General features: G+C 58.4%; 23 protein-coding genes and 1 tRNA gene. 8 read left to right on the plus strand and 16 right to left on the minus strand.

Translation table 11 applies throughout. The features are described 5' to 3' along the window. Positions 1 to 74: 74 nt before the first annotated feature. A complete protein-coding gene (locus tag KGA82_RS02915) occupies positions 75 to 1,304 on the minus strand; it encodes a hypothetical protein (protein ID WP_223449582.1) in 1,230 nt (409 codons plus the stop codon). An 18-nt stretch (positions 1,305 to 1,322) separates the two neighbouring features. Further along, a complete protein-coding gene (locus tag KGA82_RS02920) occupies positions 1,323 to 1,772 on the minus strand; it encodes a YcgN family cysteine cluster protein (RefSeq protein ID WP_008034970.1) in 450 nt (149 codons plus the stop codon). Positions 1,773 to 1,937: 165 nt separating this feature from the next. Between KGA82_RS02920 and KGA82_RS02925 the strand changes: the two genes are divergently transcribed. Further along, positions 1,938 to 2,531 (plus strand): nitroreductase family protein, encoded by a 594-nt coding sequence (locus tag KGA82_RS02925; RefSeq protein WP_008034969.1) that lies wholly within the window; start codon positions 1,938 to 1,940, stop codon positions 2,529 to 2,531. Between the two features lie 143 nt (positions 2,532 to 2,674). Here the strand turns inward: KGA82_RS02925 and KGA82_RS02930 are convergent, their stop codons facing one another. The 6 genes from KGA82_RS02930 to KGA82_RS02955 form a co-directional block, all read right to left on the minus strand. Next, entirely contained in the window at positions 2,675 to 3,607 is a 933-nt protein-coding gene (locus KGA82_RS02930; protein WP_223449583.1) for a D-2-hydroxyacid dehydrogenase, read from the minus strand. Between the two features lie 120 nt (positions 3,608 to 3,727). After that, positions 3,728 to 4,021, minus strand: a complete 294-nt coding sequence (locus KGA82_RS02935; RefSeq protein ID WP_192419483.1) for a YcgL domain-containing protein — start codon at positions 4,019 to 4,021, stop codon at positions 3,728 to 3,730. After that, entirely contained in the window at positions 4,018 to 5,151 is a 1,134-nt protein-coding gene (rnd, locus tag KGA82_RS02940) for a ribonuclease D (protein WP_223449584.1), read from the minus strand. Before rnd ends, KGA82_RS02935 begins: the two co-directional genes overlap by 4 nt. 123 nt (positions 5,152 to 5,274) lie before the next feature. Further along, a complete protein-coding gene (locus KGA82_RS02945) occupies positions 5,275 to 5,937 on the minus strand; it encodes a class I SAM-dependent methyltransferase (RefSeq protein WP_223449585.1) in 663 nt (220 codons plus the stop codon). Positions 5,938 to 6,010: 73 nt separating this feature from the next. Next, positions 6,011 to 7,660, minus strand: coding sequence for a phosphoethanolamine transferase (locus tag KGA82_RS02950; protein ID WP_207286120.1), 1,650 nt, complete (start codon positions 7,658 to 7,660; stop codon positions 6,011 to 6,013). 168 nt (positions 7,661 to 7,828) lie between these two features. Then, positions 7,829 to 9,211 (minus strand): glutamine synthetase family protein, encoded by a 1,383-nt coding sequence (locus KGA82_RS02955; protein ID WP_008034959.1) that lies wholly within the window; start codon positions 9,209 to 9,211, stop codon positions 7,829 to 7,831. A gap of 539 nt (positions 9,212 to 9,750) precedes the next feature. Between KGA82_RS02955 and KGA82_RS02960 the strand changes: the two genes are divergently transcribed. The 3 genes from KGA82_RS02960 (at position 9,751) to KGA82_RS02970 (ending at position 12,912) form a co-directional block, all read left to right on the plus strand. Next, positions 9,751 to 10,935 (plus strand): cyanate transporter, encoded by a 1,185-nt coding sequence (locus KGA82_RS02960; protein WP_223449586.1) that lies wholly within the window; start codon positions 9,751 to 9,753, stop codon positions 10,933 to 10,935. Between the two features lie 15 nt (positions 10,936 to 10,950). Next, complete coding sequence (locus KGA82_RS02965; RefSeq protein WP_223449587.1) at positions 10,951 to 11,871, plus strand: DMT family transporter; 921 nt, start codon at positions 10,951 to 10,953, stop codon at positions 11,869 to 11,871. Positions 11,872 to 11,976: 105 nt separating this feature from the next. Beyond that, positions 11,977 to 12,912, plus strand: coding sequence for a LysR family transcriptional regulator (locus tag KGA82_RS02970; protein WP_223437295.1), 936 nt, complete (start codon positions 11,977 to 11,979; stop codon positions 12,910 to 12,912). Positions 12,913 to 12,915: 3 nt separating this feature from the next. Here KGA82_RS02970 and KGA82_RS02975 read toward each other — a convergent pair whose 3' ends face one another. From KGA82_RS02975 to KGA82_RS02985, 3 genes are all read right to left on the minus strand, one after another. Then, positions 12,916 to 13,281, minus strand: a complete 366-nt coding sequence (locus KGA82_RS02975) for a 5-carboxymethyl-2-hydroxymuconate Delta-isomerase (protein ID WP_192228700.1) — start codon at positions 13,279 to 13,281, stop codon at positions 12,916 to 12,918. A 57-nt stretch (positions 13,282 to 13,338) separates the two neighbouring features. Then, entirely contained in the window at positions 13,339 to 14,265 is a 927-nt protein-coding gene (locus KGA82_RS02980; RefSeq protein ID WP_008034933.1) for a LysR family transcriptional regulator, read from the minus strand. Positions 14,266 to 14,411: 146 nt separating this feature from the next. Continuing rightward, complete coding sequence (locus KGA82_RS02985; RefSeq protein ID WP_008034931.1) at positions 14,412 to 14,603, minus strand: YegP family protein; 192 nt, start codon at positions 14,601 to 14,603, stop codon at positions 14,412 to 14,414. Between the two features lie 486 nt (positions 14,604 to 15,089). Here KGA82_RS02985 and KGA82_RS02990 point away from each other — a divergent pair, with 486 nt between their 5' ends. Continuing rightward, positions 15,090 to 15,752: an acetyltransferase gene (locus KGA82_RS02990; RefSeq protein ID WP_223449588.1), complete on the plus strand. Its 663-nt coding sequence runs from the start codon at positions 15,090 to 15,092 to the stop codon at positions 15,750 to 15,752. A gap of 29 nt (positions 15,753 to 15,781) precedes the next feature. Continuing rightward, the gene (locus tag KGA82_RS02995) at positions 15,782 to 16,648 is read left to right on the plus strand and encodes a 3-hydroxyacyl-CoA dehydrogenase family protein (RefSeq protein WP_223449589.1); all 867 of its coding nucleotides are present in this window, start codon (positions 15,782 to 15,784) and stop codon (positions 16,646 to 16,648) included. A 527-nt stretch (positions 16,649 to 17,175) separates the two neighbouring features. Here the strand turns inward: KGA82_RS02995 and KGA82_RS03000 are convergent. The 5 genes from KGA82_RS03000 to dapA form a co-directional block, all read right to left on the minus strand. Further along, positions 17,176 to 17,265: transfer RNA gene (locus tag KGA82_RS03000), tRNA-Ser, on the minus strand. An 84-nt stretch (positions 17,266 to 17,349) separates the two neighbouring features. After that, a complete protein-coding gene (gene purC / locus KGA82_RS03005) occupies positions 17,350 to 18,063 on the minus strand; it encodes a phosphoribosylaminoimidazolesuccinocarboxamide synthase (protein ID WP_008034929.1) in 714 nt (237 codons plus the stop codon). A 28-nt stretch (positions 18,064 to 18,091) separates the two neighbouring features. Continuing rightward, positions 18,092 to 18,850, minus strand: coding sequence for an MBL fold metallo-hydrolase (locus KGA82_RS03010; RefSeq protein ID WP_008034928.1), 759 nt, complete (start codon positions 18,848 to 18,850; stop codon positions 18,092 to 18,094). 4 nt (positions 18,851 to 18,854) lie between these two features. Beyond that, on the minus strand, positions 18,855 to 19,970 hold the full coding sequence (gene bamC / locus KGA82_RS03015) for an outer membrane protein assembly factor BamC (protein WP_008034927.1): 1,116 nt from the start codon (positions 19,968 to 19,970) through the stop codon (positions 18,855 to 18,857). A 17-nt stretch (positions 19,971 to 19,987) separates the two neighbouring features. Continuing rightward, on the minus strand, positions 19,988 to 20,866 hold the full coding sequence (dapA, locus tag KGA82_RS03020; protein ID WP_008034926.1) for a 4-hydroxy-tetrahydrodipicolinate synthase: 879 nt from the start codon (positions 20,864 to 20,866) through the stop codon (positions 19,988 to 19,990). Between the two features lie 329 nt (positions 20,867 to 21,195). Here dapA and KGA82_RS03025 point away from each other — a divergent pair, with 329 nt between their 5' ends. Together KGA82_RS03025 and KGA82_RS03030 are read left to right on the plus strand one after the other, a co-directional pair. After that, positions 21,196 to 21,756, plus strand: coding sequence for a glycine cleavage system protein R (locus tag KGA82_RS03025; protein ID WP_008034925.1), 561 nt, complete (start codon positions 21,196 to 21,198; stop codon positions 21,754 to 21,756). A gap of 10 nt (positions 21,757 to 21,766) precedes the next feature. Next, positions 21,767 to 22,240 (plus strand): peroxiredoxin, encoded by a 474-nt coding sequence (locus tag KGA82_RS03030; RefSeq protein ID WP_008034924.1) that lies wholly within the window; start codon positions 21,767 to 21,769, stop codon positions 22,238 to 22,240. The last annotated feature ends 108 nt before the right edge of the window (positions 22,241 to 22,348 follow it).

Here is a 22,348-nt window from a genome sequence, read left to right on the forward strand (position 1 = left end):
CTTCGCGGGCAAGCCTCGCTCCTACAGGACCGCGTGATCCCTTGTAGGAGCGAGGCTTGCCCGCGATGGCGGTGTCACTGAATCAAATCGTTATCGAGGACTTTCGAGGACTCGCCAATAACGCTCTCGGCCAGTTGAACGAATTCCTTGGTATCCACACTCTCCAGGTGCATCGCCCCGCGCAACACATCATCGAGCGAGCGCTTGTTGCGGGTTTTAATGCGAATTTCCTGATCCAGTTCACTCAGCAATAGAACCGCTTTGCCAATCTGTGCCGGGCTGATCTGCTCGCCCCGCAACGTCGTGACCTTCTGGCTATCCTTGGCCAACTTCTTGTGCAAACTCTCATACCGCTCATCACTCATGCCACCGGCGCGGCGCACCAGTTCGACGGCGTAATACTCGGCAAAGCCTTCGCTGATCCAGTCGCTGCGCTGCTTGTCGTTGATCCGCCCGAACACCTGGGCCAGCTCACGCACCAGTGCGCTGCTGCCACTTTCGCTGACCAGTGGCAGACGCGAATTCAGATAGATCGACTCTCGCGCCGCCAGACTGCCGCGCCACATCGGGTCGTTGGCGCCGACGATCAGCAATTTGGCGGGATGACGCGGAAACACGGCCTGCACTTGCGGCCAGACGAACGTCAGCAGCGTCAGCACGTCCATGCGGCGCATGCCCTGGCCCTGAGGCGAGGCGACGGTGACTTCGGTTTCCCCAAGCCGGGTGCGACGGCTGCCGAGGTGACCGGCGAGCATCCAGCCGGTTGGCCGGTCGAACAGGCGCGAGACGTTGTCGATGCGGAATTTGTTCTTGCCGATCCGCGGCCAGGCGGTTTCGACGCTTTTCCATCCGGTGGGCAATTCGAATTCAAGGCGTGACACCAATTCGATGCCGTCCTGCTGATCGAGTCTGGCGGCCGGTACCAGATCATCACCACGCATCAGCGCCCAAGTCGGGGTCATGCGCGTGTCGAAGCTGCCGCTCTTGCGCCCGTGGCTGATGCGCACGCGGTAGGTCAGGCTGGCCTTGTCGGCTGCCGGGCGCCAGACACCCCGGGCCTCTTTGCCCGGCGTGAGTTGCCATTGGCCGTCAGCCTTGAAGTCGCTGTAATGGCTGCCGTCGCCGAGGTCGAAATCCAGACTGCGCACCGCCGAACCCTGGGCCAGCGTCAGGCGCACTTCAGCCTGATCGCTTTGCGGCAACAGGCGCACGTGGTAATCCAGATCGACTTTTTTCGCCGCCCACACCGACGAACTCAGGGCCAGCAGCCCAACGGCCAACGCCAGCCGCAATCCCACAGCCATACACACTCCCTTGTAAAACTAACCTGCGCGGAAAATCAGATGGTCTTCCCAATCGTCCTCGGGCACGCTGCCTTCAGCGAGCATGCGCCCGGACTGGGAAATACGTTCGTGATGCACGGCATCGCGATCACCGCACACCAGATGGTGCCAGAGTGGCAAATCCTTGCCCTCGCTGACCAGGCGATAACCGCAGGTCGGCGGCAGCCATTTGAACTCATCGGCCTTGCCCGGTGTGAGCTGAATGCAGTCCGGCACGAACTCACGACGGTTGGGGTAATCGCTGCACTGGCAGGTTTTCAGGTCCAGCAGTTTGCAGGCGATGCGCGTGTAATAAACGCTGTTGTCGTCTTCATCCTCAAGCTTTTGCAGGCAGCACAGGCCACAACCGTCGCACAGCGATTCCCATTCCTCTTGATCAAGTTGATCGAGGGTTTTGCGTATCCAGAACGGTTCGACTTTGGCGGCCATGGCTCAAGCATCAACATCAGGTGGTGAAAAGGCCGCCAGTCTAGTGCCAAGGCCGTTGCGGGCCAAGCATTGGCGACTGCCGGTAGAACGCGCTTGTCAGTTTTTGCGCTGCCCAGTAGGGTTTCGCGTCGCCCCTCACCTTCAAACGTAGCAAGGAATCTATTGATGAGTGCCAATCCACGCGTTGCCGATTATGCCATCCACCCTCAATTCACTGATCGCTGGTCGCCCCGCGCCTTCACCGGCGAGGCCATCTCCGAGGAAACCCTGCTGAGCTTCTTCGAAGCCGCACGCTGGGCGCCATCGGCCTACAACTCGCAGCCTTGGCGGTTTCTCTACGCGCGCCGCGATACGCCGAACTGGGAGCGTTACCTGGGCCTGCTGAACGAATTCAACCGCAGCTGGGCGCAACACGCCTCGGCGCTGGTGATCGTGATCTCGAAAACCACCTTCACAGCACCCGGCGCCACCGAAGAAACCCCGGCGCTGTGGCACACCTTCGACACCGGTTCTGCCTGGGGCCACCTGGCGCTGCAAGCGAGCATCAGCGGCTGGCACACTCACGGCATGGCCGGTTTCGATCAGGAACTGACCCGCAAGGAGCTGAACATTCCTGAAGGTTACGCACTGCACGCGGCAGTGGCGGTGGGCAAGCTGGGGGACAAGGCGACGCTGGCGGATTACCTGCAAGCCCGCGAAGAGCCAAGCCCGCGTCGTCCGTTGAGCGAGTTGGCGGCTGAAGGCGACTTCACCCTCTAAGCCACAACATAGAACCAAAACTGTAGGAGCGAGACCGGCTTGCCGGCGATGGAGTGTCAGTCGACATCAACGTGTCTGACACTCCATCGCGAGCAGGCTCGCTCCTACAGAAGGTTTGCACAGTATTCAATGATGCAGTGGGTTCAATACCCGCGATTGAAATCCACTTCGCCGCGCAACGCTTCGCCCGCCTGATACGCCCGCAAATTCTCGACAAACAACCTCACCATCATCGTCGGCGACGTTGGTGCGGAGCTGTGGCCGGTCAGCAGCAGGCCCCAGGCCGTCCAGAACGGATGACGTTGCGGCAGCGGCTCCTGACGGCAGACGTCGATCACAGCGCCTGCCAGATGCCCTTCCTTCAAGGCTTCCACCAGATCCGCATCGACCACCGCCACGCCGCGCCCGACGTTGATGAACAACCCGGTCGGCTTGAATTGCTTGAACAGCGCCGCGTTGTACAGGTCGTGGGTGCTCGGGGTGTTCGGCAGCAGATTGATCACGTAATCCACTTCACCGACCAGGCGCGGCAAGTCCGCCAGCGCTCCCACTTCGACAAACGGAGCCTGCTCGCGGGCTTCGCTGGCGATGCCATACAACTCGACGCCAAACGGCAGCAGAAACTGCGCGACGGTCTGGCCGATATCGCCGGTGCCGACGATCAAGACCTTGCGCCCTGCCAGGCTTTGGCCCTGACGGCTGTCCCATTTGCGCTCGACCTGACTGACCAGCCGCGGCAGCACTTCGCGTTCGTGGCCGAGCATGTAGGTCAGCACGTATTCAGCCATGACCTGACCGAAAATCCCGACAGCGCGAGTCAGGCGATAGTGGCGCGGCAAACCGTCGGCCAGCAACGGCGTGATCCCGGCCCACGTCGACTGCAACCATTGTGGCTGGTGGCCCTGACGCAACAGAGTGGCCAGGAGGTCCGGCTGACCCAGCCAGATCGGGCAATCGGCAGCCTGACTGGCCAGTTCGGCGGAGTCACCGCTGGTCAGCACTTCCAGATCAGGTGCTGCCTGACGCAACAGTTGGGCATACACAGGGTGGTCGTGTTCAGCAATCAGAACGCGCATGGTTCAAACCTTTCAAAAGCAGTGCAGACGGCCGCCGAGGGAGTATCGCTCCCTCGTTGCGGCCATCGCCAAAATCATTCCAGTTTTTCATAAAGGCTCTGAACAGAGCCTGTCTGCCGACTACATCGGGTCGTTGCGTCGCAACAACTCTTCCGGCAAGTGTTCGATGTATTCGTCTTCGGCCGGCGGCATTTGCAGGTGATAGCCCTGCTTGTCGAGGTTTTCCAGGACCACGGCGATGTCCTCGCGCGACAGCTTGCGCTCGGGGGTCAGCACCAGATCGAAGGCGTGGATGGCTTTGCCGAAGGCCGCCATCAGTGTTTCGGGCACGCGCTCCAGTGCATCGCTCTTGAGCACATAGAGGTACATTTCATTTCTTTTCGAGCTGCGGTAGATGGAGCAAATACGTTTCAAGGCTGTTCTCCGGCGGTGGCCAGGCTGTCGAGCAGCGCCTGGCCCATCAATTCGCGGCGCCAGCCACGCAGCGAATCAGGCAATTGGTAAGGACCATTGGGGAAGCCGCTCTTGAGCAGCGCTTCCAGGGTTTTCTTGCGCAGCATCAGTTCCGGCGCGACGTTCAGTCGCTCGGCTTCGGCCTGGCCGAGTGCACGCAACTGTTTGATCAGTGCGGCAGCATCCACCGGCAACGGTTCCGGCACGGCAGGCGGCCATTGATCTGGCGACACACTGCCAGAGCGCTTGATCAGATCAAGCAGAAATTCGCCGTCCTGACGCACGGTACGCGGGTGCATGTCTTCGATTTTCGCCAACGCCCCGAGGTTGTCCGGTTGCGTGCGCGCCAGCGGCCACAGGGAATGTTCACGGATGATGCGATTGCGCGGTAGATCACGGGCGCGAGCCTCGCGCTCACGCCAGGCGCAGAGTTCACGCAAAACGGCGAGCTGAGCGCGAGACAACTTCCAGGCCAGTTTCGCTTCGCGGTAAACCTCATGCGGGTCGACTTCACGACGCAGGTTGGCCACCAGCTCGGCGCCATCTTCCAGGACCCAGGCGTACTTGTCGTCAGACAGCTTCGGACGAAGCTGTACGAAAACTTCCGCCAGGTGCAAGGCGTCTTCGGCGGCGTAGCTGATCTGGGTGTCCGACAGCGGGCGTTGCAGCCAATCGGAACGGGTCTCGCCCTTGGGCAGGTCGATGCCGAGCACTTCCTGCACCAACCGCGAATACCCCATGGAGAAACCGAGGTTCAGGTAGGCGGCGGCCAATTGCGTGTCGAACAGCGGCGCCGGCAGACTGCCGGTCAGGCGCAGCAACACTTCGAGGTCTTCGCTGCACGCGTGGACGACTTTGACCACGGCCGGGTTTTCCAGCAACGCGGCCAGGGGTTGCCAGTTGTCGATGGTCAACGGGTCAATCAGGTAAGCGCGTACGCCATCGCCGATCTGCAGCAAACCCGCGATCGGATAAAAGGTGTCGACCCGCATGAATTCGGTGTCGAGGGCAACGTAGGGCAGCTGCTGCCACTCGGCGCAAAACCGGCCGAGGCTATCGTTGTCGCGAATCCAGTGAATATCGATGGCCACACGGCTCTCCCTTGAAGAATGGCGCGCAGTATATATCGCCCCCGGCGATTTCCGCGCCTCCACTGAACAAGAGCTTTAGCGAAAACACCTGCTTGTTAGCAAGAATAGTCTGACGGAGGGAGGTTATCTGGCCTTACGCAGCACGTAGACGCGCATCCGCGTGCAACCGGGCAGGAAATCCTGATGGCTGAGTAAACGGAACCCGGCCTGTTTGAACTCGGCTTCCACCTCGGCCTTACTGGCCAGATGCCGGGCATGAGTGCCTTGTGCATCGGGTTGCCGGCGCTTGAAATGAGCCTCGACCCGCACCGCGACAATCACGGTGTCGCGGCTGACCCGGTGGAACTCACCGAGCATGGCTGACCGATGCTCGGCGCAGGCGATGTGCTGAAACAGTTGCATGCAAAAAATGCAGTCCACCGCATTCGCCGACAAGCCGATGGCGAACGCCGAACTCTGAAAGGTCTTGACCCGTTTCAGCAGCTCTTGCGGATGATGGATCGGGGCGTGATCGAGCATGTCCTGCGACGGATCGGACGCCAGGATCACCCGGTTCGCGTGTTCGGCCAGCACCGGCCAGAAACGTCCGGCCCCGCAAGCGACGTCAAGAATCAACCCCGGCTCGCCGGCCACTTTGAGCGCGTTGCGCACCAACTGCTCGTCCCGCCAGAACCCCAGGCGCCCGGCCAGGCCACGCGGACGCGGCTGCATGCAGACGCGGGCGTGTTCCTGGTCATAGCGCCGGGCGAACTCAAGCTCGAAGGCGGATGGGGGTTGAGGGGACATGTGTGATTGCTCTTGTAGGAAAATCTACCGGCCGCAGGTTAGCGGCCGATACGTGAAAAAAAGGTTGCCACCCTCACTCTTTGGCCAAGACGCCGTCGATCACCGCACCACGGCAGCCGGCAAACAGGTCCAGATCCTGGTTGTAGACCTTACTGTTGACCTCCAGCAGACCGAGCATCGAATGGAACAGGTTGTCCTGGCTCAGCGGCTTCTCACGGCTCAATTGCAGGCAGTGTGTGTCCACCGAGAACGACTTTTGATAGCTGTCGGAGAACCAGGCCAGCATCGCAACATGCTTCTGTTGCTCCGGCGCCAGCATGTAAGGCGTACCGTGGAGGAACAGGTTGTATTCGCCCAGGGATTCGCCGTGGTCCGACAGGTAGAGCATCGCGGTATCAACTTTGTCCTGGTTGCTGCGCAACAGATCGATCAGGGTCGACAGCACGTGGTCGGTGTAAACGAGGGTGTTGTCGTAACCATTGACGATACTTTCGCGACTGCAATTATTCAGGGCATTACTTTCACACACCGGGGTAAAGCGTTCGTACTCTTTCGGGTAGCGCTTGAAATACTCCGGGCCATGACTGCCCATCTGGTGCAATACCAACACCGTGTCTTTATCCAGGGTGTCGATGAAGTGCTGCAAACCTTGCAGGAGAATTTCATCGCGGCATTCACTATTGGCGCAGAGCACCGGGTCTTTCAGGTTACTGACATCGTCGAGGGTGACGCGGTCGCACGTGCCTTTGCAGCCTGACTGGTTATCGCGCCATATCACCTCCAGGCCTGCACGCTTGAGCACATCCAGCAGGCCTTCTTCATTCTTGGCCTTGCTCGCGTTGTAGTCCTTGCGGCCCATGTTGGAAAACATGCAGGGCACCGACACGGCCGTTTCAGTACCGCAGGAATGCACATCGGTGAACGCGATCAGGCCGGCTTCTTTATCCAGTTTCGGCGTGGTGTCACGGTTATAACCCAGCACACCGAAATTCTCGGCCCGGGCACTTTCACCGACCACCAGCACGGTCAGGGATTTGCGGCTGTGCGCTTGCCAGGTCGGATTTCTCTCGGCGTCCTCACCGATTTTAACGAAAGGCTGATGGGCCGAAGCGACTTGCTCACGCAGGTAGCTGAACGAGGCGCCGATGTAGTTACTCGGAACCACCATCAAACGCAATTCATGGTGATTGCGAAACAGTGAGGACAGGCCCTGATAGTTGACCAGTGCGACGCCACCGATCACCGCCACCGACGCAACACTTACCAGTACTTTACTGAGCAACTCACGGTGCCAGCGACGGTAATTAATTGGCGTCTTCCACAACAACCACGAAGGTAAAACCCCGAGCAGAACAATATAAACAAGTAACTTTATCGAGAGTAAGTCACGCACTTCCGTGGCATTGGTTTGCGCAAAGTTACGCAACATGCCGGTGTCGATAAGTGCACCGTATTGCCCCATGAAATACGCCACCCCGGCGCTGATCATGAAGAGTAGGGTCAAGACCGGTTTTAACAGCGGGCGGAACGCCAGCAGGGTCAATACGATGTTGAAAGCAGCCAGAATCATCAAGCCAAAAGCCACACGCATGACGATGCCTTGACCGTCGAACGCGGTGATTTCAAACAAATGTTGCCAGAGCACCAAATTAAAGCCTGTCAATAAAAAGGCACTGGCAATCAACGTCACCCACTCGGGGCGAACGGCTTTGAGTTTCCACATGATAATCGGCTGTTCCTGAAAAGAAGTGCCGTCGGCCAATGTGAAAATTTCATTGACCGCGACAGCACTAATTTTAAGTAGCCAACCATCAATTTTTTGTGAAAAAGAAGCCAACGATTAGTTGGCTTAAGGCGTTTAACTACATCTTGAGATGTATTTGAGAATGGTTCAGGCCTGGTTCAGGTACCAACGCCAATCCTGCTCACCGACTTCGCCCATGAATTGACGATACTCGGCACGCTTCACCGCGAGGTAAACACCCAGAAATTCTCTGCCGAAGGCCTCTCGCGCCCAGCCCGAACCTTCCAGTGCGCGCAAGGTGGTCAGCCAGTCGGTGGGCAACAGTTCCGTGGCCTGGGCGTAACCATTGCCTTCCACCGGCGCACCCGGGTCCAGTTGTTCGCGAATGCCGCGATGGATACCCGCCAGAATCGCCGCAGCCGCCAGGTACGGGTTGGCGTCGGCGCCGCAAATGCGATGTTCGATGTGCCGCGAGAATGCCGGCCCGCCTGGCACGCGTAGACTTACGGTGCGATTGTCCACGCCCCAGGTGGCCGCCAGCGGCGCGTAACTGTTGGTCTGGAAGCGACGGTAGGAGTTGGCGTTCGGGCAGAACAGCAACAACGAATCGAGCAAAGTGCTGAGCATCCCGCCAACCGCCTGTTTAAGCAGCGGCGTACCGTCTGCGGCTTCGCTGGCGAACAGGTTGTTGCCGTCCTTGTCCGCGAGGCTGACGTGCATATGCATGCCCGTGCCGGCCAGGTCATCGAACGGTTTGGCCATGAAGCACGCGGTCATCCCGTGCTTGTGCGCCACGCCCTTGACCAGGCGCTTGTAGCGCACGGCTTCGTCCATCGCCTGCAAGGCGTCGGTGCGATGCTCAAGAGTGATTTCCACCTGCCCCGGAGCGTATTCGGAAATCGCCGTGCGCGCCGGAATGCCCTGGAGTTTGCAGGCGTTGTAGAGATCCGCCAGAAACGGCTCGATCTGCTCCAGTTCACGCAAACCATAGACTTGAGTTGCGCGCGGGCGCCCGCCATCGACATCCCGCGCCGGTTGCGGCCGACCGTTGCTGTCGCGCTGCTGATCCAGCAGATAGAACTCCAGCTCCGCGGCCATCACCGGGTAATAGCCGTCCGCCTGCAAGCCTTCGATCACCTTCGCCAACAGGTGCCGCGGGTCGGCGATGGTCGCCGGCATGCCCTCCTTCGGGTGCATGCTGACCTGCACCGCCGCCGTCGGAATCAATCGCCATGGCATGCGCGTCAAGCTGCCGCTGATCGGGTAGGCCCGGCAATCGATATCCCCCACGTCCCAGACCAGACCCGAGTTTTCCACGTCATCGCCGTTGATGGTCAGGCCCAGGATGGTGCTTGGCAGGGGGCGACCGCTTTCGTAGACCGCCAGCAGTTCATCGCGATGCAACAACTTGCCCCGAGGCACACCGTTGTTGTCGAGGATGAACAACTCGAACATCTCGATATCCGGATTCTGTTCCAGAAAAGTCAGGGCTTCTTGTTTCGTGGCGAAGGAGGTCGTGGCACAACTCATAGGAATTCTCTTGTTTCCGCGTCAGGCAAACGCGTAGGCGCTGCCGGTTTGATCCCGGCGCACAGCGCAGGACCTGTAGGAACAATCAACGGGAAAGGCAGGAATCCGGTGGGCGCGCGTGACGGCAATGCCACAACGCCCAGAAGGCGAGTTCGGAAGGAAGTGCGACTGGACAATCGTCCATAAAGAAGACCGCAGTAGACAGATGAGCAGCAGCGTCACATGGCTGGTTAAGTCGTTAAATCGGGATTTGAAGAACTTTGGTTGTGGGTTGGCTAAACAATCAACCAGCCACCCTATACCCAATGTGGCTGCCGCCACACAAACCATTGTAGGAGCGAGCCTGCTCGCGATGACGGAGAGTCAGGCAACATAAATATTGAATGAAAAATTGCTATCGCCGGCAAGCCGGTCTCGCTCCTACAGGGTTCTGTGTTGCGGCAGAGGTATTTGATTTTTAAATACCGCGACAGACTTTCTGATTTGCGGCTTCCAGGCCGCTCGCGCCTAATCGGGCCCTGTCATTCAAGGTCCAATCGATGGAAAACGTCCGCGCCACTTCTCGCCCTGCCTTCTGGTTGATGGTCAGCATCATGCTCGTCGCCCTGAACCTGCGCCCGTCCATGGCCGCGGTCGGCCCTTTGCTCTCGGCGATTCGCGGCGACATCCCGCTGAGTTTCAGCCTGGCGTCGCTGCTGACCATGCTGCCGGTGATGGCCATGGGACTGGCGATGTTCTTCGGCCTCAGCGTCAGCCAATGGCTTGGCGAACAGCGCACGGTGGTGGTGTCGTTGCTGGTCATCGGCCTGGCGACGGTGTCGCGCCTGTTCCTCGACTCCGCGGCCGAACTGATCCTCAGCGCCGTTCTGGCAGGTGTCGGTATCGCGCTGATTCAGGCGTTGATGCCGACGCTGATCAAGTCGCGTTTCAGCGACAACGTTTCCGTGTGCATGGGCCTCTACGTCACATCGATCATGGGTGGCGCCGCCCTCGCCGCGTCCTTCGCGCCGCTGGTGATGATGCGCACCGGCAGTTGGCGGGGAGGCCTGGCGATCTGGTCGATCCTGGCGTTGGTGGCGCTACTCTTCTGGCTCGGCCAACGTGCGGCGATGCCGGCACTGCCCGCTCATGAGCAACGAAACAGGTCGTTCTTCGCCAATTCCCGCGCCTGGTTACTCGCCATCTTCTTTGGTCTGGGCACAGCGTCCTACACCTGTGTGCTGGCCTGGCTGGCGCCGTACTACATGGAAAAAGGCTGGAGCGAACAAAACGCCGGTTTGTTGTCAGGTTTCCTCACGGCCATGGAAGTACTGTCCGGCCTGGTGACGCCTGCGATCGCCAACCGCAGCCGTGACCGTCGCCTGGTGCTGGTGGTGTTGCTGGCGCTGATCATGGCCGGTTTCTGTGGGCTGATAGTGAGCCCGCAACACCTGAGTCTGTTGTGGCCGTGCCTGCTGGGGCTGGGCATCGGCGGACTGTTCCCGATGAGCCTGATCGTGTCGCTGGATCATCTGGACAACCCGCAACGTGCAGGCGGGCTGACGGCTTTCGTCCAAGGCATCGGCTACCTGATCGCCGGCCTCTCGCCGCTGATTGCCGGGATCATCCGCGATCAACTCGGCAGTTTCGAATGGGCCTGGTGGTCACTCACCGGCGTCATGGCGCTGATGATGTTGATGGTCCTGCGCTTCAACCCGCGGCACTACGCCCGCCACATTTACTGACCCGGAAACGCCCTCATGAAACACACCGGTTTCGCCGCCGCCCACGTCGGCATGCTGCTCTGGGCACTGTTGATCGCTGCTTCGTTTTCCGCAGCGGCGCAGGTCAGTCAGGCCATTGATCCGGTCCTGCTGACCGGCTTGCGCCTGCTGTTTTGCGCCCTGGTGTTTTTGCCGCTGCTGCTGATCAAGGGCGACACCGCCATGAATCGACGCGGGTTATTCGGCCATGCCGTCCTCGGCCTGCTGCTGGCGGTTTATTTTGGCTCGCTGTTCGAAGCGTTGCGCTACACCAGCGCGGTAAACACCGGCACGATGTTCACGCTGGTGCCGTTGCTGACCCTGCTTTTCGAAGCCGTGTTGATGCCGGACAGCAGCCTGAAACAACGGGTATTACCGATGTTGATCGCGGCCGCCGGGGCCGTGATGCTGGTGCTGAAAGGCACTGGGCCCGGCGAGTTGCCGTCGTTCTATGCGGTGTCGGTGTACGGGCTCGGTTGCCTAGCGATGGCGCTCTATTCGCCTCTGAGTCAGCGGCTGAAAACCAGCAGCCTCAAGGGTCGTGGCCCGGTGGGCATGACTTTCTGGAACATGCTGTTCGGTGCGTTGTTCCTGCTGGTGTTCTGTGGGGTCAGTGGAGGCTGGCGATCGGCATCGTTGCTGACCCTGAACGATTTTTACTGGCTGATTTACCTGGCGTTGTTCGCCACCCTGGCGACCTTCTGGTTGCTGCACCGGGCCATCGGTGTCATCGCCCCCTCATCGGTCATTTCGTACATTTACCTGAGCACGTTGTTCATCACGCTGTTTCATTGGTTCTGGTGGCGTCAATCGCCGATGCCGCTGGAAATCGTCGGTGCGGTACTCGTAGGCATCGGCATGCTGACGTTATTGATGTCCAGTCGTCGCACTGTGCATTTGGCACTGCCTCACAACTAAAAGGGAAACTTCCCACAAGGCATTCTCCTGGGACCATCGTTCCGCTAGGATCATTCGCACGAGTTTGCGCTCAGTCAGCGCAAGGATCACAGCGAGATGGAATGGATGCTGAACAGTAACTTGCTTAGAAAACTCGACATGCAGGACCTCATGGTGTTTATCGCCGTGTATGAACAAAGCAGCGTCACCGGAGTGTCCGAAACACTCTGCGTCAGTCAGTCCACCGTCAGTTACTGCCTGAAAAAGCTACGCAGCGGATTCGAAGACGAATTGTTCATCAACACCCGCGCGGGGATGCGCCCTACTTACAAAGCCAGCACCATGTACACCCACGTGCTGAAAATCCTCGACAGCATCAACCTCTGTCACGCCGGGACGCAGGCGTTCGACCCTACTCTGCAACCGGTCACCTTCAACATCTGCGCACCGGAATACTTCGAGCAGTTAATCCTGCCGCGGTTATTGAAAAGCTTTGATTTCGCCGACTTACCGGTGATGGTCAACATGCACAAGTTCGAAACCGACATCCCGGCCGAAGAACTGCGCGACGGCAGTCTCGACCTGGTGATTTGCTTTGGCCCGAATTTTCATCGCAGTCACACCGACTTCAAATCCCGCATGCTGCTGGAGGACGATCTGGTCTGCGTCTTCGATAAACGCGCCACGCCGCTGGAGCCGCGTTTAAGTCTGCAAGCCTTCACCGAACGCCGGCACGTGTTTCCTACACCCTGGACATCGACCACCAACATGGTCGACGGCTGGCTGGCGCAGCAAGCGCAAAAACGGCAAATCGTCGCACGCTCCAACAGCTACAGCGCAGCGCTGAAAATGATCACAGGCACCGACTTCATCGTTACCCTGCCCCGACGCATCCAGCATTTACTGGCCAGCGAGGCGATTTTCAATCACTGCGAAGCGCCCAACGGCCTGCCGGGTTTCACCCTCGACATGCAATGGAGTCAAGGCGCCGATCAGGACAGCGCCAATACCTGGCTGCGTGAACAAGTGGTCAAGGCCTGCACTGAACAGGCCACTGCCTGAGACTCAGTTGTTGATGGCGACTTTGCTGTAGGACTCCCGATCGATGTCGAGGATTTCTACAGCCAACTGCACTTCAACCCCCGCCGGCCATTCACACAAGTCCTGCACCACCGCCAGCAGGCTTTCGGATAACTGCTTTTTGATCTGCGGCGAGCGGCCACTCAACAACGCCAGTTTCACGTGCACAAATGCCCGCTCAGCCAATGCAGTACCGACCTTGAAGGTTTCGACCTTCACGGCTCGGCTTTTGATGTCGTATTCGGCAGCAAACTGACCGGAAGCCACCAGCGTATTGTTGAGCCGGATCAACGCCACGTCGGCGTTCAAATCAGGCAGGTTGGCGGTGTATTCCATGTGCAGGTGGGGCATGACGTGGCTCCTGAATGTAGGCGGAAAGGTCGTACATATAACACAGAGTGGTCCTGCTCACCGGGACGGCGGCGACGCTAAGCGCTCACTCATGAACGCCTCCAGTCGCGAACGCAACCAGCGCTCGGCGGGGTCGGTGTCGACGTGGCTGAGCCAGACCATCGACAGGTCAAGCGTCGGTGTCTTGAACGGAAAAGGCTCCATGAACAACTGACCGGATGCCGCCATCGCCTCGGCGGTGTAATCCGGCAGGCTGGCGATCAGATCGGTTCCGGCGAGCAAGGCTGGCAACGAACTGTACTGCGGCACGGATAACACTACGTGGCGTGTACGCCCGATCTCCGCCAGCCACTCGTCAGCGTAACCACTGATGTTGGCGGTGTGAGACACCAGCACGTGCGGGCGCGAGCAATATTCATCGAGGGTCAGCGGCGTGTCGGACGCATCGGCGCGCAGGATCCTGGGCTGGATGTGCCGCAACAATTTGCGCTTGGCATTGGCCGGCAGACCCCGGGTCTGGCTGATACCCACGGTGATGTCGCCGGATGCCAGCAAATCGGGAATTCGCCAGTAATCGACATGCTGCACTACAAACACCACCTTCGGTGCTTCCTGGCGCAAGGCACGCAGCAACGGCGGCAACAGGCCGAACTCGACATCGTCCGACAGCCCGATACGAAACGTCATGGTGCTGACGGTCGGGTCGAAATCATGGGTCAGGCTTAACGCCACCGACAACGAGTCCAGCGCCGGCGACAAATACTGAATCAGCTCCTCGGCCCTGGCGGTCGGCTCCATTCGATGGCCAACCCGGATGAACAGCGGGTCGTTGAACATCGTACGCAGGCGGTTGAGCGCCGAACTGATGGTTGGCTGCCCGAGAAACAACTTCTCCGCCACACGGGTAACGTTGCGTTCGAGCATCAAGGTTTCGAACACCACCATCAGGTTGATATCCGCCTTGCGTAGTTCGTTGCGATTCATCCACTGCCCCCAATCCCCAAATCTGCTGACAGTTTAGGTAGCTGTCGCAACGGGCGTCTATGCGACTCAAGCAGTTTGCATTTGATCGGGCTGCAAGGCTGCTTGAAACGAAGCTGCCCTGATTGAGCAGCTTCACCACTTGAGGCCTAGATTTCCTTCACCGGAGTCTGATCCTGAGTGCCCTTGATCAGGCTGATGGCATGCACGCAATCCGCCTTGTTGACGTAAGCCTCCCCGCTGGCAATCGTTTCATTGTTCCCCGCCCGTAAACGCCACCGCCATTGACCTTTGCCGGTGTGCGGGGTGCCACGGGTTTGCCTGTAAATCTCAAAGTACATTGATCGCTCCTTGCGATGACTGATAACGGCAGGTCAGTGACCTGCGAAACCAGAGTAGATGAGGTTTTTGGGCGGAGAGGTATTGCAATGTCAGGGGATATTTCGAGGGAAAACTCTTTACTCTCGGGGCGGCCAACACTCACGGGGGACAGGCATTCGAGCTACTTGCGTGAGTAACCTTTCCGCTGAATATGCTTATTTTTCTTACGCCAGAACGCTGATCGCTCCTACGAAAAAAGCTTGCGAAAATACGACAGGTGGAGCGCCGCCACCTGTGGACCAAGGGTACGTATAGAAAAACGGAACACTCCCCCCACACTGCCGGCTTCGATACGCCGCCCTTCTACCGCAATGAATGACAGCCCCCACTCCCAGGGCAGCCAACAATCCTACAATTAATCAACACAGGGTCGCGCGAAAGGGGGAACGCTCGCTACAATAGCGACCATTTTTTGGACGCGACTTCAGTCAGATCAAGGGTGTGTAATGAATATTTATGGAATTGTCGGTGCTGGCGGATTTGGCCGGGAAGTAGCCCCGCTCGCTACCGAGTTACTTAGCACGATCAGTAAGGAGCAATTCAAGTTAATCTTTGTCGATGACACGCCTAAAGAAACCTCGATAAATGGATACGAGGTAATAGATACCGCGTCCTTCCTGAAACTGGACGGGAACAAGTATTTCAACATTACGATTGCCAATAGCAAAGTAAGACAATTGATTGCAGAAAAATTAATCGCAGCAGGAATAAAACCATTCTCGATATCTGCGAGCAACTCGATAAAACTCAGCAACAACAGTATCGGCCCGGGCTCCATTTTCTGTCCGTTCACAATGGTTACTTCCAATGCGAAAATTGGCAAGTTCTTCCACGCGAACATTTATTCTTACGTCGCGCACGATTGTATCATTGGCGATTACGTAACGTTTGCGCCAAACGTGCACTGTAACGGCGGCGTAATCATTGAAGATCATGCCTACATCGGAACGGGCGCCCTGATTAAACAGGGCACGCCAGAAAGGCCAATCATCATCGGTGAGGGTGCCATTGTAGGTATGGGCGCAGTCGTCACCAAAAGTGTTCCTCCCTTTACTACGGTTTTTGGAAATCCTGCAAAGGCATTGAGACCTGCACCGTCCAACACATAAAACCATCAACTAAATCATGTGGTGCCGAATTGAGTACTCTTAGCAAGCCAAACACTGTTGCTGTTATCGGAACAGGAACCATGGGCAGAGGTATAATTCAAATCCTCGCGCAATCCGAGCACGTATCAACCGTCTACTGGAAGGGACGCGATGAACGTGGCTCAACTGAAGCCTACACGAGCTTAAAAACTCAATGGGACAGGCTCGTTGCAAAAAAGCGGCTTGCCCAGGAAAGCGCTGAGGCTTACGCGAGTAAAATTATATGCTGCAGTGAATACTCAGAACTTTCTGCCTCTGACTGCATTATCGAGGCAGTTGCAGAAAACATGAGCGCGAAGCGAGAGATATTCCAGCACCTCGTTCGAATTGCAAAGCCTGAAGCCATCCTCGCATCCAACACGTCCTCCCTGTCCATCACCGAGCTTTCGAGCATCGCCTCAAATCCAGGACAGGTAATAGGCCTACACTTTTTCAACCCGGCACCGGTCATGCGACTTGTTGAAGTAGTGGTCGGGATAGCCACGTCTCAACAGACTATTGATTGGGCGCTGGATTTTGCAAAAAAACTCGGTAAAGACCCGGTAGTGGTGAATGAAGCGCCAGGCTTCATCGTCAATCGGATGCTGATTCCGATGATCAATGAAGCTATCGGAATACTGGCGGAGGGCGTGGCCAGTGCCGAGGAGATCGACAAGGCAATGCGCTTCGGCGCAAACCACCCAATAGGCCCGCTGGCTCTGGCGGACCTCATTGGCAATGACGTCAACCTTTCAATTATGGAAACACTCCACAATGAAACTGGCGACCCCAAGTATCGAGCACATCCCCTCCTGAGAAAAATGGTTCGAGGGAACAGACTAGGAAGAAAAACCGGTTCCGGTTTTTTCGATTACTAGAGCGAACATCAGGGCGGCGCGTAGTTGCCGCCTCTTCCCACAAAAGCTCCAGGCACATCACCCATCCAACAATGGCTGACATGGCAAGTTTTCCACTCCAGTACTGCCATTCGCTTTACCTGCTTGCACTTGGCGTGACCGAACTCTGAAACAGCCTTGGTGGCGCGCGCAGCCTCCCCCCAACCCCTCCACCATCCCGTCCAGCGTTGTCCTGCTGCAGCCATGGCAACAGCCGCCATACCTCTTACCAACAACAACCTCCGCCACCGATCAGCTTTCACACCGATGCATTCATACGAACACCTGTGCAACGCGACCACACTGTGCCAAATGCAGCGCCTGGGGAACGAGCCAACGTCGCTGAGTCAGAGAACGTGGACACCACAAATTTGAAGCATGGCGCCGGGTGGACTAGAACGAGGCATGGAGCATGACTTATGCCCCTGGGAACGCCCTGAACAATGGGACAGAAACGAAAAAGCCCCTGAAATGTTTAACCATTTCAGGGGCTTAGTCGTATTCAATAATGGCGGAGAGATAGGGATTCGAACCCTAGGTACCGGTGAAGGTACAACGGATTTCGAATCCGTCCCATTCGGCCACTCTGGCATCTCTCCAACGGCGCGCATCATAACAACACTTTTGCCGGAAGCGAACCCCCAAAGCGAAATTTTTTCCGTGCTATCAGATGCTTGCGTCGATTAAAGCGGTACGCCCAGACGATTGGCGACTTCTTCGTAGGCTTCGATGACGTCACCGAGGCCCTGACGGAAGCGGTCCTTGTCCATTTTCTTGCCGGTGGCCTTGTCCCACAGACGGCAGCCGTCCGGGCTGAATTCGTCGCCCAGGACGATGGAGCCGTCGGAGAACACACCGAATTCAAGTTTGAAGTCGACCAGCAGCAGGCCGGCGTCGTCGAACAGTTTGCTCAGGACTTCGTTGACCTTGAGCGACAGTTCTTTCATGCGAACCAGTTGCTCGGCGGTGCCCCAACCGAACGCCACGACGTGGGATTCGTTGATGAACGGGTCGCCCTTGGCGTCGTCCTTCAGGAACAGTTCGAAGGTGTAAGGGTTGAGCTTCATGCCCTCTTCGACGCCCAAGCGCTTGACCAGGCTGCCGGCGGCGTAGTTACGCACAACGCACTCGACCGGGATCATGTCGAGTTTTTTCACCAGGCATTCGTTGTCGCCCAGCAGTTTGTCGAATTGAGTCGGCACGCCGGCTGCTTCGAGTTTCTGCATGATGAAGGCGTTGAACTTGTTGTTCACCATGCCTTTGCGGTCGAGCTGCTCGATGCGCTTGCCGTCGAACGCCGAGGTGTCGTTGCGAAACAGCAGGATCAAGCGGTCAGCGTCATCGGTCTTGAAAACCGATTTGGCTTTGCCGCGGTAGAGTTCTTCACGTTTTTCCATGATGGGCTCCGCTTGCTAAGTAGGTGGGCTAGGCGATGTGTCGCCAGTCGAGCCCTGAATCTTGATCGGCCAGTTGCAGCCAGTCCGGGTCGCACCCGAGGGTGTCGACAAAACATTGCCGGGCCAGCTGCGGCAGGTTGTTCTTGCTGCTCAGATGGGCCAGGACCAGGTGTTGCAGGCCTTGCCAGCCCAACTCGGACACCAGGAATGCCGCCTGGTGGTTGTTCAAATGTCCCAGTTCACCACCCACCCGCTGCTTGAGAAAGTACGGGTAGTGACCGCGAGCCAGCATGTCACGGCAATGGTTGGCCTCGATCATCAACGCATCGAGGTCACGATAGCCGTCCAGCACCTTGTTGCAGTACGAGCCCAGGTCGGTCAACAGGCCGAAGCGCCGCTCACCGTCACTGAACACATATTGCGTCGGCTCCTGTGCATCGTGGGCCACGGCAATGACGCCGATGCTCAGTGCGCCGATCTGCAGTTGCTCGCCGCCAGCCAGAAGGCCGGCCGGTTCAATCGGTTTGCGCATCCCGCGCAGGGTGCCGCGACTGAGGTAGACAGGCAGATTGTAGCGCCGAGACAGCAAACCCACGCCATGCACGTGGTCGGCATGTTCGTGGGTCACGAGTATCGCGCTCAACTGTGCCGGGTTCACACCCAGGCGCAGCAAGCGTTTTTCGGTTTCCCGCAAGGAGAAACCACAATCCACCAGCACATACGTATCAGCGCTGGCTATCAGCGTGCCGTTCCCTTGGCTACCGCTGCCGAGAACGGCAAAACGCATGTGATCAGCCCAGGTTGTCCTGAATCACGCTCAACACTTTGCGCGCCACGTCAGCCGGCGCCACGGTGTTGATGTTTTTCTCGACGGTGACCTGAACGGTATCGCCTACCTTGCTCAGGCGAACCTGATAACGCTCGGCACGGGCTTCAACTTCTTCCTTGTCCGGCTTGCTGCCGAACAAACCGCTGAGGAAACCAGGCTTCTCGTCTTTCTTCTCGGCTTTTTCGGCCAGGTTGATGTAGTACAGGCCCAGGCTGCGGTTGATGTCTTCAACGCGCCATTCGCCCTGCTCCAGCGCACGACCGACGCTCGACCAGGCACGATCCAGGTCGGTGCCGACGTTCAGAACCGGGTTGCCGCTGCCGTCTTCGCTCAGGCTGACACGGCTTGGCGCATCAAAATCACGCGAGGCCAGCATGGAGACCGAACCGCCCTTCTCCGACGTGCGGCTCATGCTTGCCAGCATGTCGTCGACCAGCGCTGCGTCCAGGCCCGTGTTGACCGAACGGTTGGTGAAGGCCACATCGGCGGTGCTGCCGGCAGGACGCTCGGCGCTGACCACATAGACTTCACTGGTGTTGCGCTGCACGCCTGGCTCGATACGGACCCGCACGCGGGTTTCGCTGTCGGCGCCGACACCGGCTGCGCTCAGGCGCTTGGCCATCGCTGCGGACAGTTCGTCGGAATGCTGCCAGGTGGTGGTGAACTCGCCGGTTTGCGGGCGCTGTTCATCCAGACGGAAACCGTTGTCCTGGAAGAACTGCACAGCCACTGGCCAGACTTCGGCTGGCGGGTTTTGGGCCAGGATCGACCTCGAATCACCGCTCTTCTGCAGCGAGTAGGCACTGGCATCGGCAGCAGCGGACAGCGGCTGCGGACGCGGCACGATGTATTCGCCCTTGACGGTGTCATCGGCCACGTTGCGCGGGATCGGCAGCAGCGGATCCAGACGCTTGGCAGTGCTGACGTCCGTTGGCAATTGCATAGGTGCAGTCTGTTGCGCTTCCAGGTAATCGCTACCACGGTCACGGAAATAACCTTCCGGGCCCCAGACCCATCCACAGCCACTGGTGCTGGAGATAATCAAGGCAAGTGCGGAAAGTCCGGCCAATCGCTTCATGCGTAGTGCTTCCTCAATTAAACCAGTACGCCGGACTGGCGCATGGCCTGCCGCAGCGGTTCGTGACAGGCAGCGCTGAGCCAGGTGAGCGGCAGACGGATACCGTCCGGCATCAAGCCCATTTCATGCAGCGCCCATTTCACGGGGATAGGGTTGGATTCGATAAACAGGGTTTTATTGAGCGGCATCAGCTTTTCGTGAATCGCGCGGGCCGTGACGGCATCGCCTTTCAGAGCAGCGTTGCACAGGTCGGCCATGTCGCGCGGGGCAACGTTGGCGGTCACCGAAATGTTGCCTTTGCCGCCGAGCAGGATCAGCTCGACCGCTGTCGCGTCGTCGCCGGAAAGCACCACGAAGTCTTCGCTCACGCCGTCGATGATCGCTTTGGCACGGGCCAGGTCGCCGGTGGCTTCCTTGATACCGATGATGTTTTTCACGGTCGACAGGCGGATCACGGTTTCGGTCAGCATGTCACACGCCGTACGGCCCGGTACGTTGTACAGGATTTGCGGAATGTCGACGGCTTCGGCGATGGCCTTGAAGTGCTGGTACAAGCCTTCCTGGGTCGGCTTGTTGTAGTACGGCGTCACCAGCAGGCAAGCATCGGCGCCGGCGGTCTTAGCATTGGTGGTCAGCTCGATGGCTTCGCGGGTCGAGTTGGCGCCGGTACCGGCGATCACCGGAATGCGCCCTGCAACCTGCTTGACCACGTAACGAATCACTTCGATGTGTTCGTTCACGTCTAGCGTGGCCGATTCACCTGTCGTGCCGACCGCCACGATGGCGTGGGTGCCGTTTTGCAGGTGAAAGTCCACCAGTTTGCTCAGGCTGTCCCAGTCGAGACGACCCTGTGCATCCATGGGTGTGACCAGTGCCACCATACTGCCCGCAATCATGCAACCGCTCCTGCCGGAAAAAGAGAGCCGTAATGGTACTGGCGCCAAGATGCTTGTACAAGCGAAGTACTGCGCTGCTGCCATTCCCCTTGGCGCTGCTTTTCGCTACCCTTCAGACTTTGATCGGTACTGACAAGCTCGTACGCCGGGTTTCAGCCTCCATTTTCGGCATCACAAGCCCCGATCCAGCGTTGCCACCCCTCGCTCTTGCCTTGATGGAGCACGTTGCAACCTTCCGGCTCGGGTTTTCTGAATTCGCATCCGCAGGCTCGCCCCCGGCAATAAAAGCCCGTAGAAGTATCGACCGCTCATCGCTTTAGGAATGCTGCATGTCCACCCCCACAGTTCGCGAACAATTCCTTGTCATCAGTGCCCTCGGCGCCAACCCCATGGAGCTGACTAACGTCCTGTGCCGCGCCAGCCATGAAAATCGCTGCGCCGTGGTCACCTCTCGCCTGACCCGTCATGGCGAGTGCAGTGCGTTGATCCTCGAGATCTCCGGTAGCTGGGACGCCCTGGCGCGCCTGGAAGGCAGCCTGCCGAGCCTCGCCAAGAAGCACGCCTTCACGGTCAACGTGGTGCGCAGCGCGGCACTGGAGAACCGTCCCCAGGCCCTGCCGTACGTTGCCTATGTCAGCTCGGCTTACCGCTCGGACATCATCAACGAGCTGTGCCAGTTCTTCATGGACCATAACGTCGAGCTGGAAAACCTGACCTGCGACACCTATCAGGCACCGCAAACCGGCGGGACCATGCTCAACGCCACGTTCACCGTGACCTTGCCGGCTGGCGTGCAGATCAGCTGGTTGCGCGACCAGTTCCTGGATTTCGCCGACGCGCTGAACCTGGATGCCCTGATCGAACCGTGGCGCCCACAAAACCCAATGTAAGGAAGCTTTCATGGCCGTAGCCATCGACCAACCGGTTGCCGACTTCGAAGCACCCGCCACCAGCGGACAGACCGTCAGCCTCGCGAGCCTTAAAGGCAAGCAAGTGGTGATCTACTTCTATCCGAAGGACAGCACACCGGGCTGCACGACCCAGGGCCAGGGCTTTCGCGATCAGCTCGATGCCTTTAAAGCGGCGAACACCGAAGTCTTCGGCGTGTCCCGCGACAGCCTGAAATCTCACGAAAACTTCAAGGCCAAGCAAGCGTTCACCTTCGAGCTGATCAGCGACAAGGAAGAGGCGCTGTGCCAGCTGTTTGATGTGATCAAGCTGAAGAAGCTTTATGGCAAGGAATACATGGGTGTTGATCGCAGCACGTTTTTGATCGACAAGAACGGTGTGCTGCGTCAGGAATGGCGCGGCGTGAAAGTGCCGGGGCATGTGGATGCTGTTTTGGCTGCTGCACAGGCATTGAACAAAGCCTGATTTTGATGGCGCCTGTTCTGGCGCCTTCGCGGGCAAGCCTCGCTCCTACAGGTTTTGAGTCGCGTAGGAGCGAGGCTTGCCCGCGAAAGGGGCCATCAAGCCTGAACG

Origin of the sequence: Pseudomonas sp. BF-RE-22, from assembly GCF_019956155.1 — a bacterium.
Classification (GTDB): domain Bacteria; phylum Pseudomonadota; class Gammaproteobacteria; order Pseudomonadales; family Pseudomonadaceae; genus Aquipseudomonas; species Aquipseudomonas migulae.

Bases quoted from the DNA above. Each gene is read 5' to 3' on its own strand.
- KGA82_RS02920 (WP_008034970.1), bottom strand. From the start codon at position 1,772: ATGGCCGCCAAAGTCGAACCGTTCTGGATACGCAAAACCCTCGATCAA.
- KGA82_RS02975 (WP_192228700.1), bottom strand. From the start codon at position 13,281: ATGCCCCACCTGCACATGGAATACACCGCCAACCTGCCTGATTTGAAC.
- KGA82_RS02945 (WP_223449585.1), bottom strand. From the start codon at position 5,937: ATGTCCCCTCAACCCCCATCCGCCTTCGAGCTTGAGTTCGCCCGGCGC.
- KGA82_RS02960 (WP_223449586.1), top strand. From the start codon at position 9,751: ATGGAAAACGTCCGCGCCACTTCTCGCCCTGCCTTCTGGTTGATGGTC.
- KGA82_RS02990 (WP_223449588.1), top strand. From the start codon at position 15,090: ATGAATATTTATGGAATTGTCGGTGCTGGCGGATTTGGCCGGGAAGTA.
- KGA82_RS02970 (WP_223437295.1), top strand. From the start codon at position 11,977: ATGCTGAACAGTAACTTGCTTAGAAAACTCGACATGCAGGACCTCATG.
- KGA82_RS02915 (WP_223449582.1), bottom strand. From the start codon at position 1,304: ATGGCTGTGGGATTGCGGCTGGCGTTGGCCGTTGGGCTGCTGGCCCTG.
- KGA82_RS02925 (WP_008034969.1), top strand. From the start codon at position 1,938: ATGAGTGCCAATCCACGCGTTGCCGATTATGCCATCCACCCTCAATTC.
- KGA82_RS03025 (WP_008034925.1), top strand. From the start codon at position 21,196: ATGTCCACCCCCACAGTTCGCGAACAATTCCTTGTCATCAGTGCCCTC.
- dapA (WP_008034926.1), bottom strand. From the start codon at position 20,866: ATGATTGCGGGCAGTATGGTGGCACTGGTCACACCCATGGATGCACAG.
- KGA82_RS02985 (WP_008034931.1), bottom strand. From the start codon at position 14,603: ATGTACTTTGAGATTTACAGGCAAACCCGTGGCACCCCGCACACCGGC.
- KGA82_RS02930 (WP_223449583.1), bottom strand. From the start codon at position 3,607: ATGCGCGTTCTGATTGCTGAACACGACCACCCTGTGTATGCCCAACTG.
- bamC (WP_008034927.1), bottom strand. From the start codon at position 19,970: ATGAAGCGATTGGCCGGACTTTCCGCACTTGCCTTGATTATCTCCAGC.
- purC (WP_008034929.1), bottom strand. From the start codon at position 18,063: ATGGAAAAACGTGAAGAACTCTACCGCGGCAAAGCCAAATCGGTTTTC.
- KGA82_RS02980 (WP_008034933.1), bottom strand. From the start codon at position 14,265: ATGAATCGCAACGAACTACGCAAGGCGGATATCAACCTGATGGTGGTG.
- KGA82_RS02965 (WP_223449587.1), top strand. From the start codon at position 10,951: ATGAAACACACCGGTTTCGCCGCCGCCCACGTCGGCATGCTGCTCTGG.
- KGA82_RS02955 (WP_008034959.1), bottom strand. From the start codon at position 9,211: ATGAGTTGTGCCACGACCTCCTTCGCCACGAAACAAGAAGCCCTGACT.
- KGA82_RS03030 (WP_008034924.1), top strand. From the start codon at position 21,767: ATGGCCGTAGCCATCGACCAACCGGTTGCCGACTTCGAAGCACCCGCC.
- KGA82_RS03010 (WP_008034928.1), bottom strand. From the start codon at position 18,850: ATGCGTTTTGCCGTTCTCGGCAGCGGTAGCCAAGGGAACGGCACGCTG.
- KGA82_RS02950 (WP_207286120.1), bottom strand. From the start codon at position 7,660: ATGTGGAAACTCAAAGCCGTTCGCCCCGAGTGGGTGACGTTGATTGCC.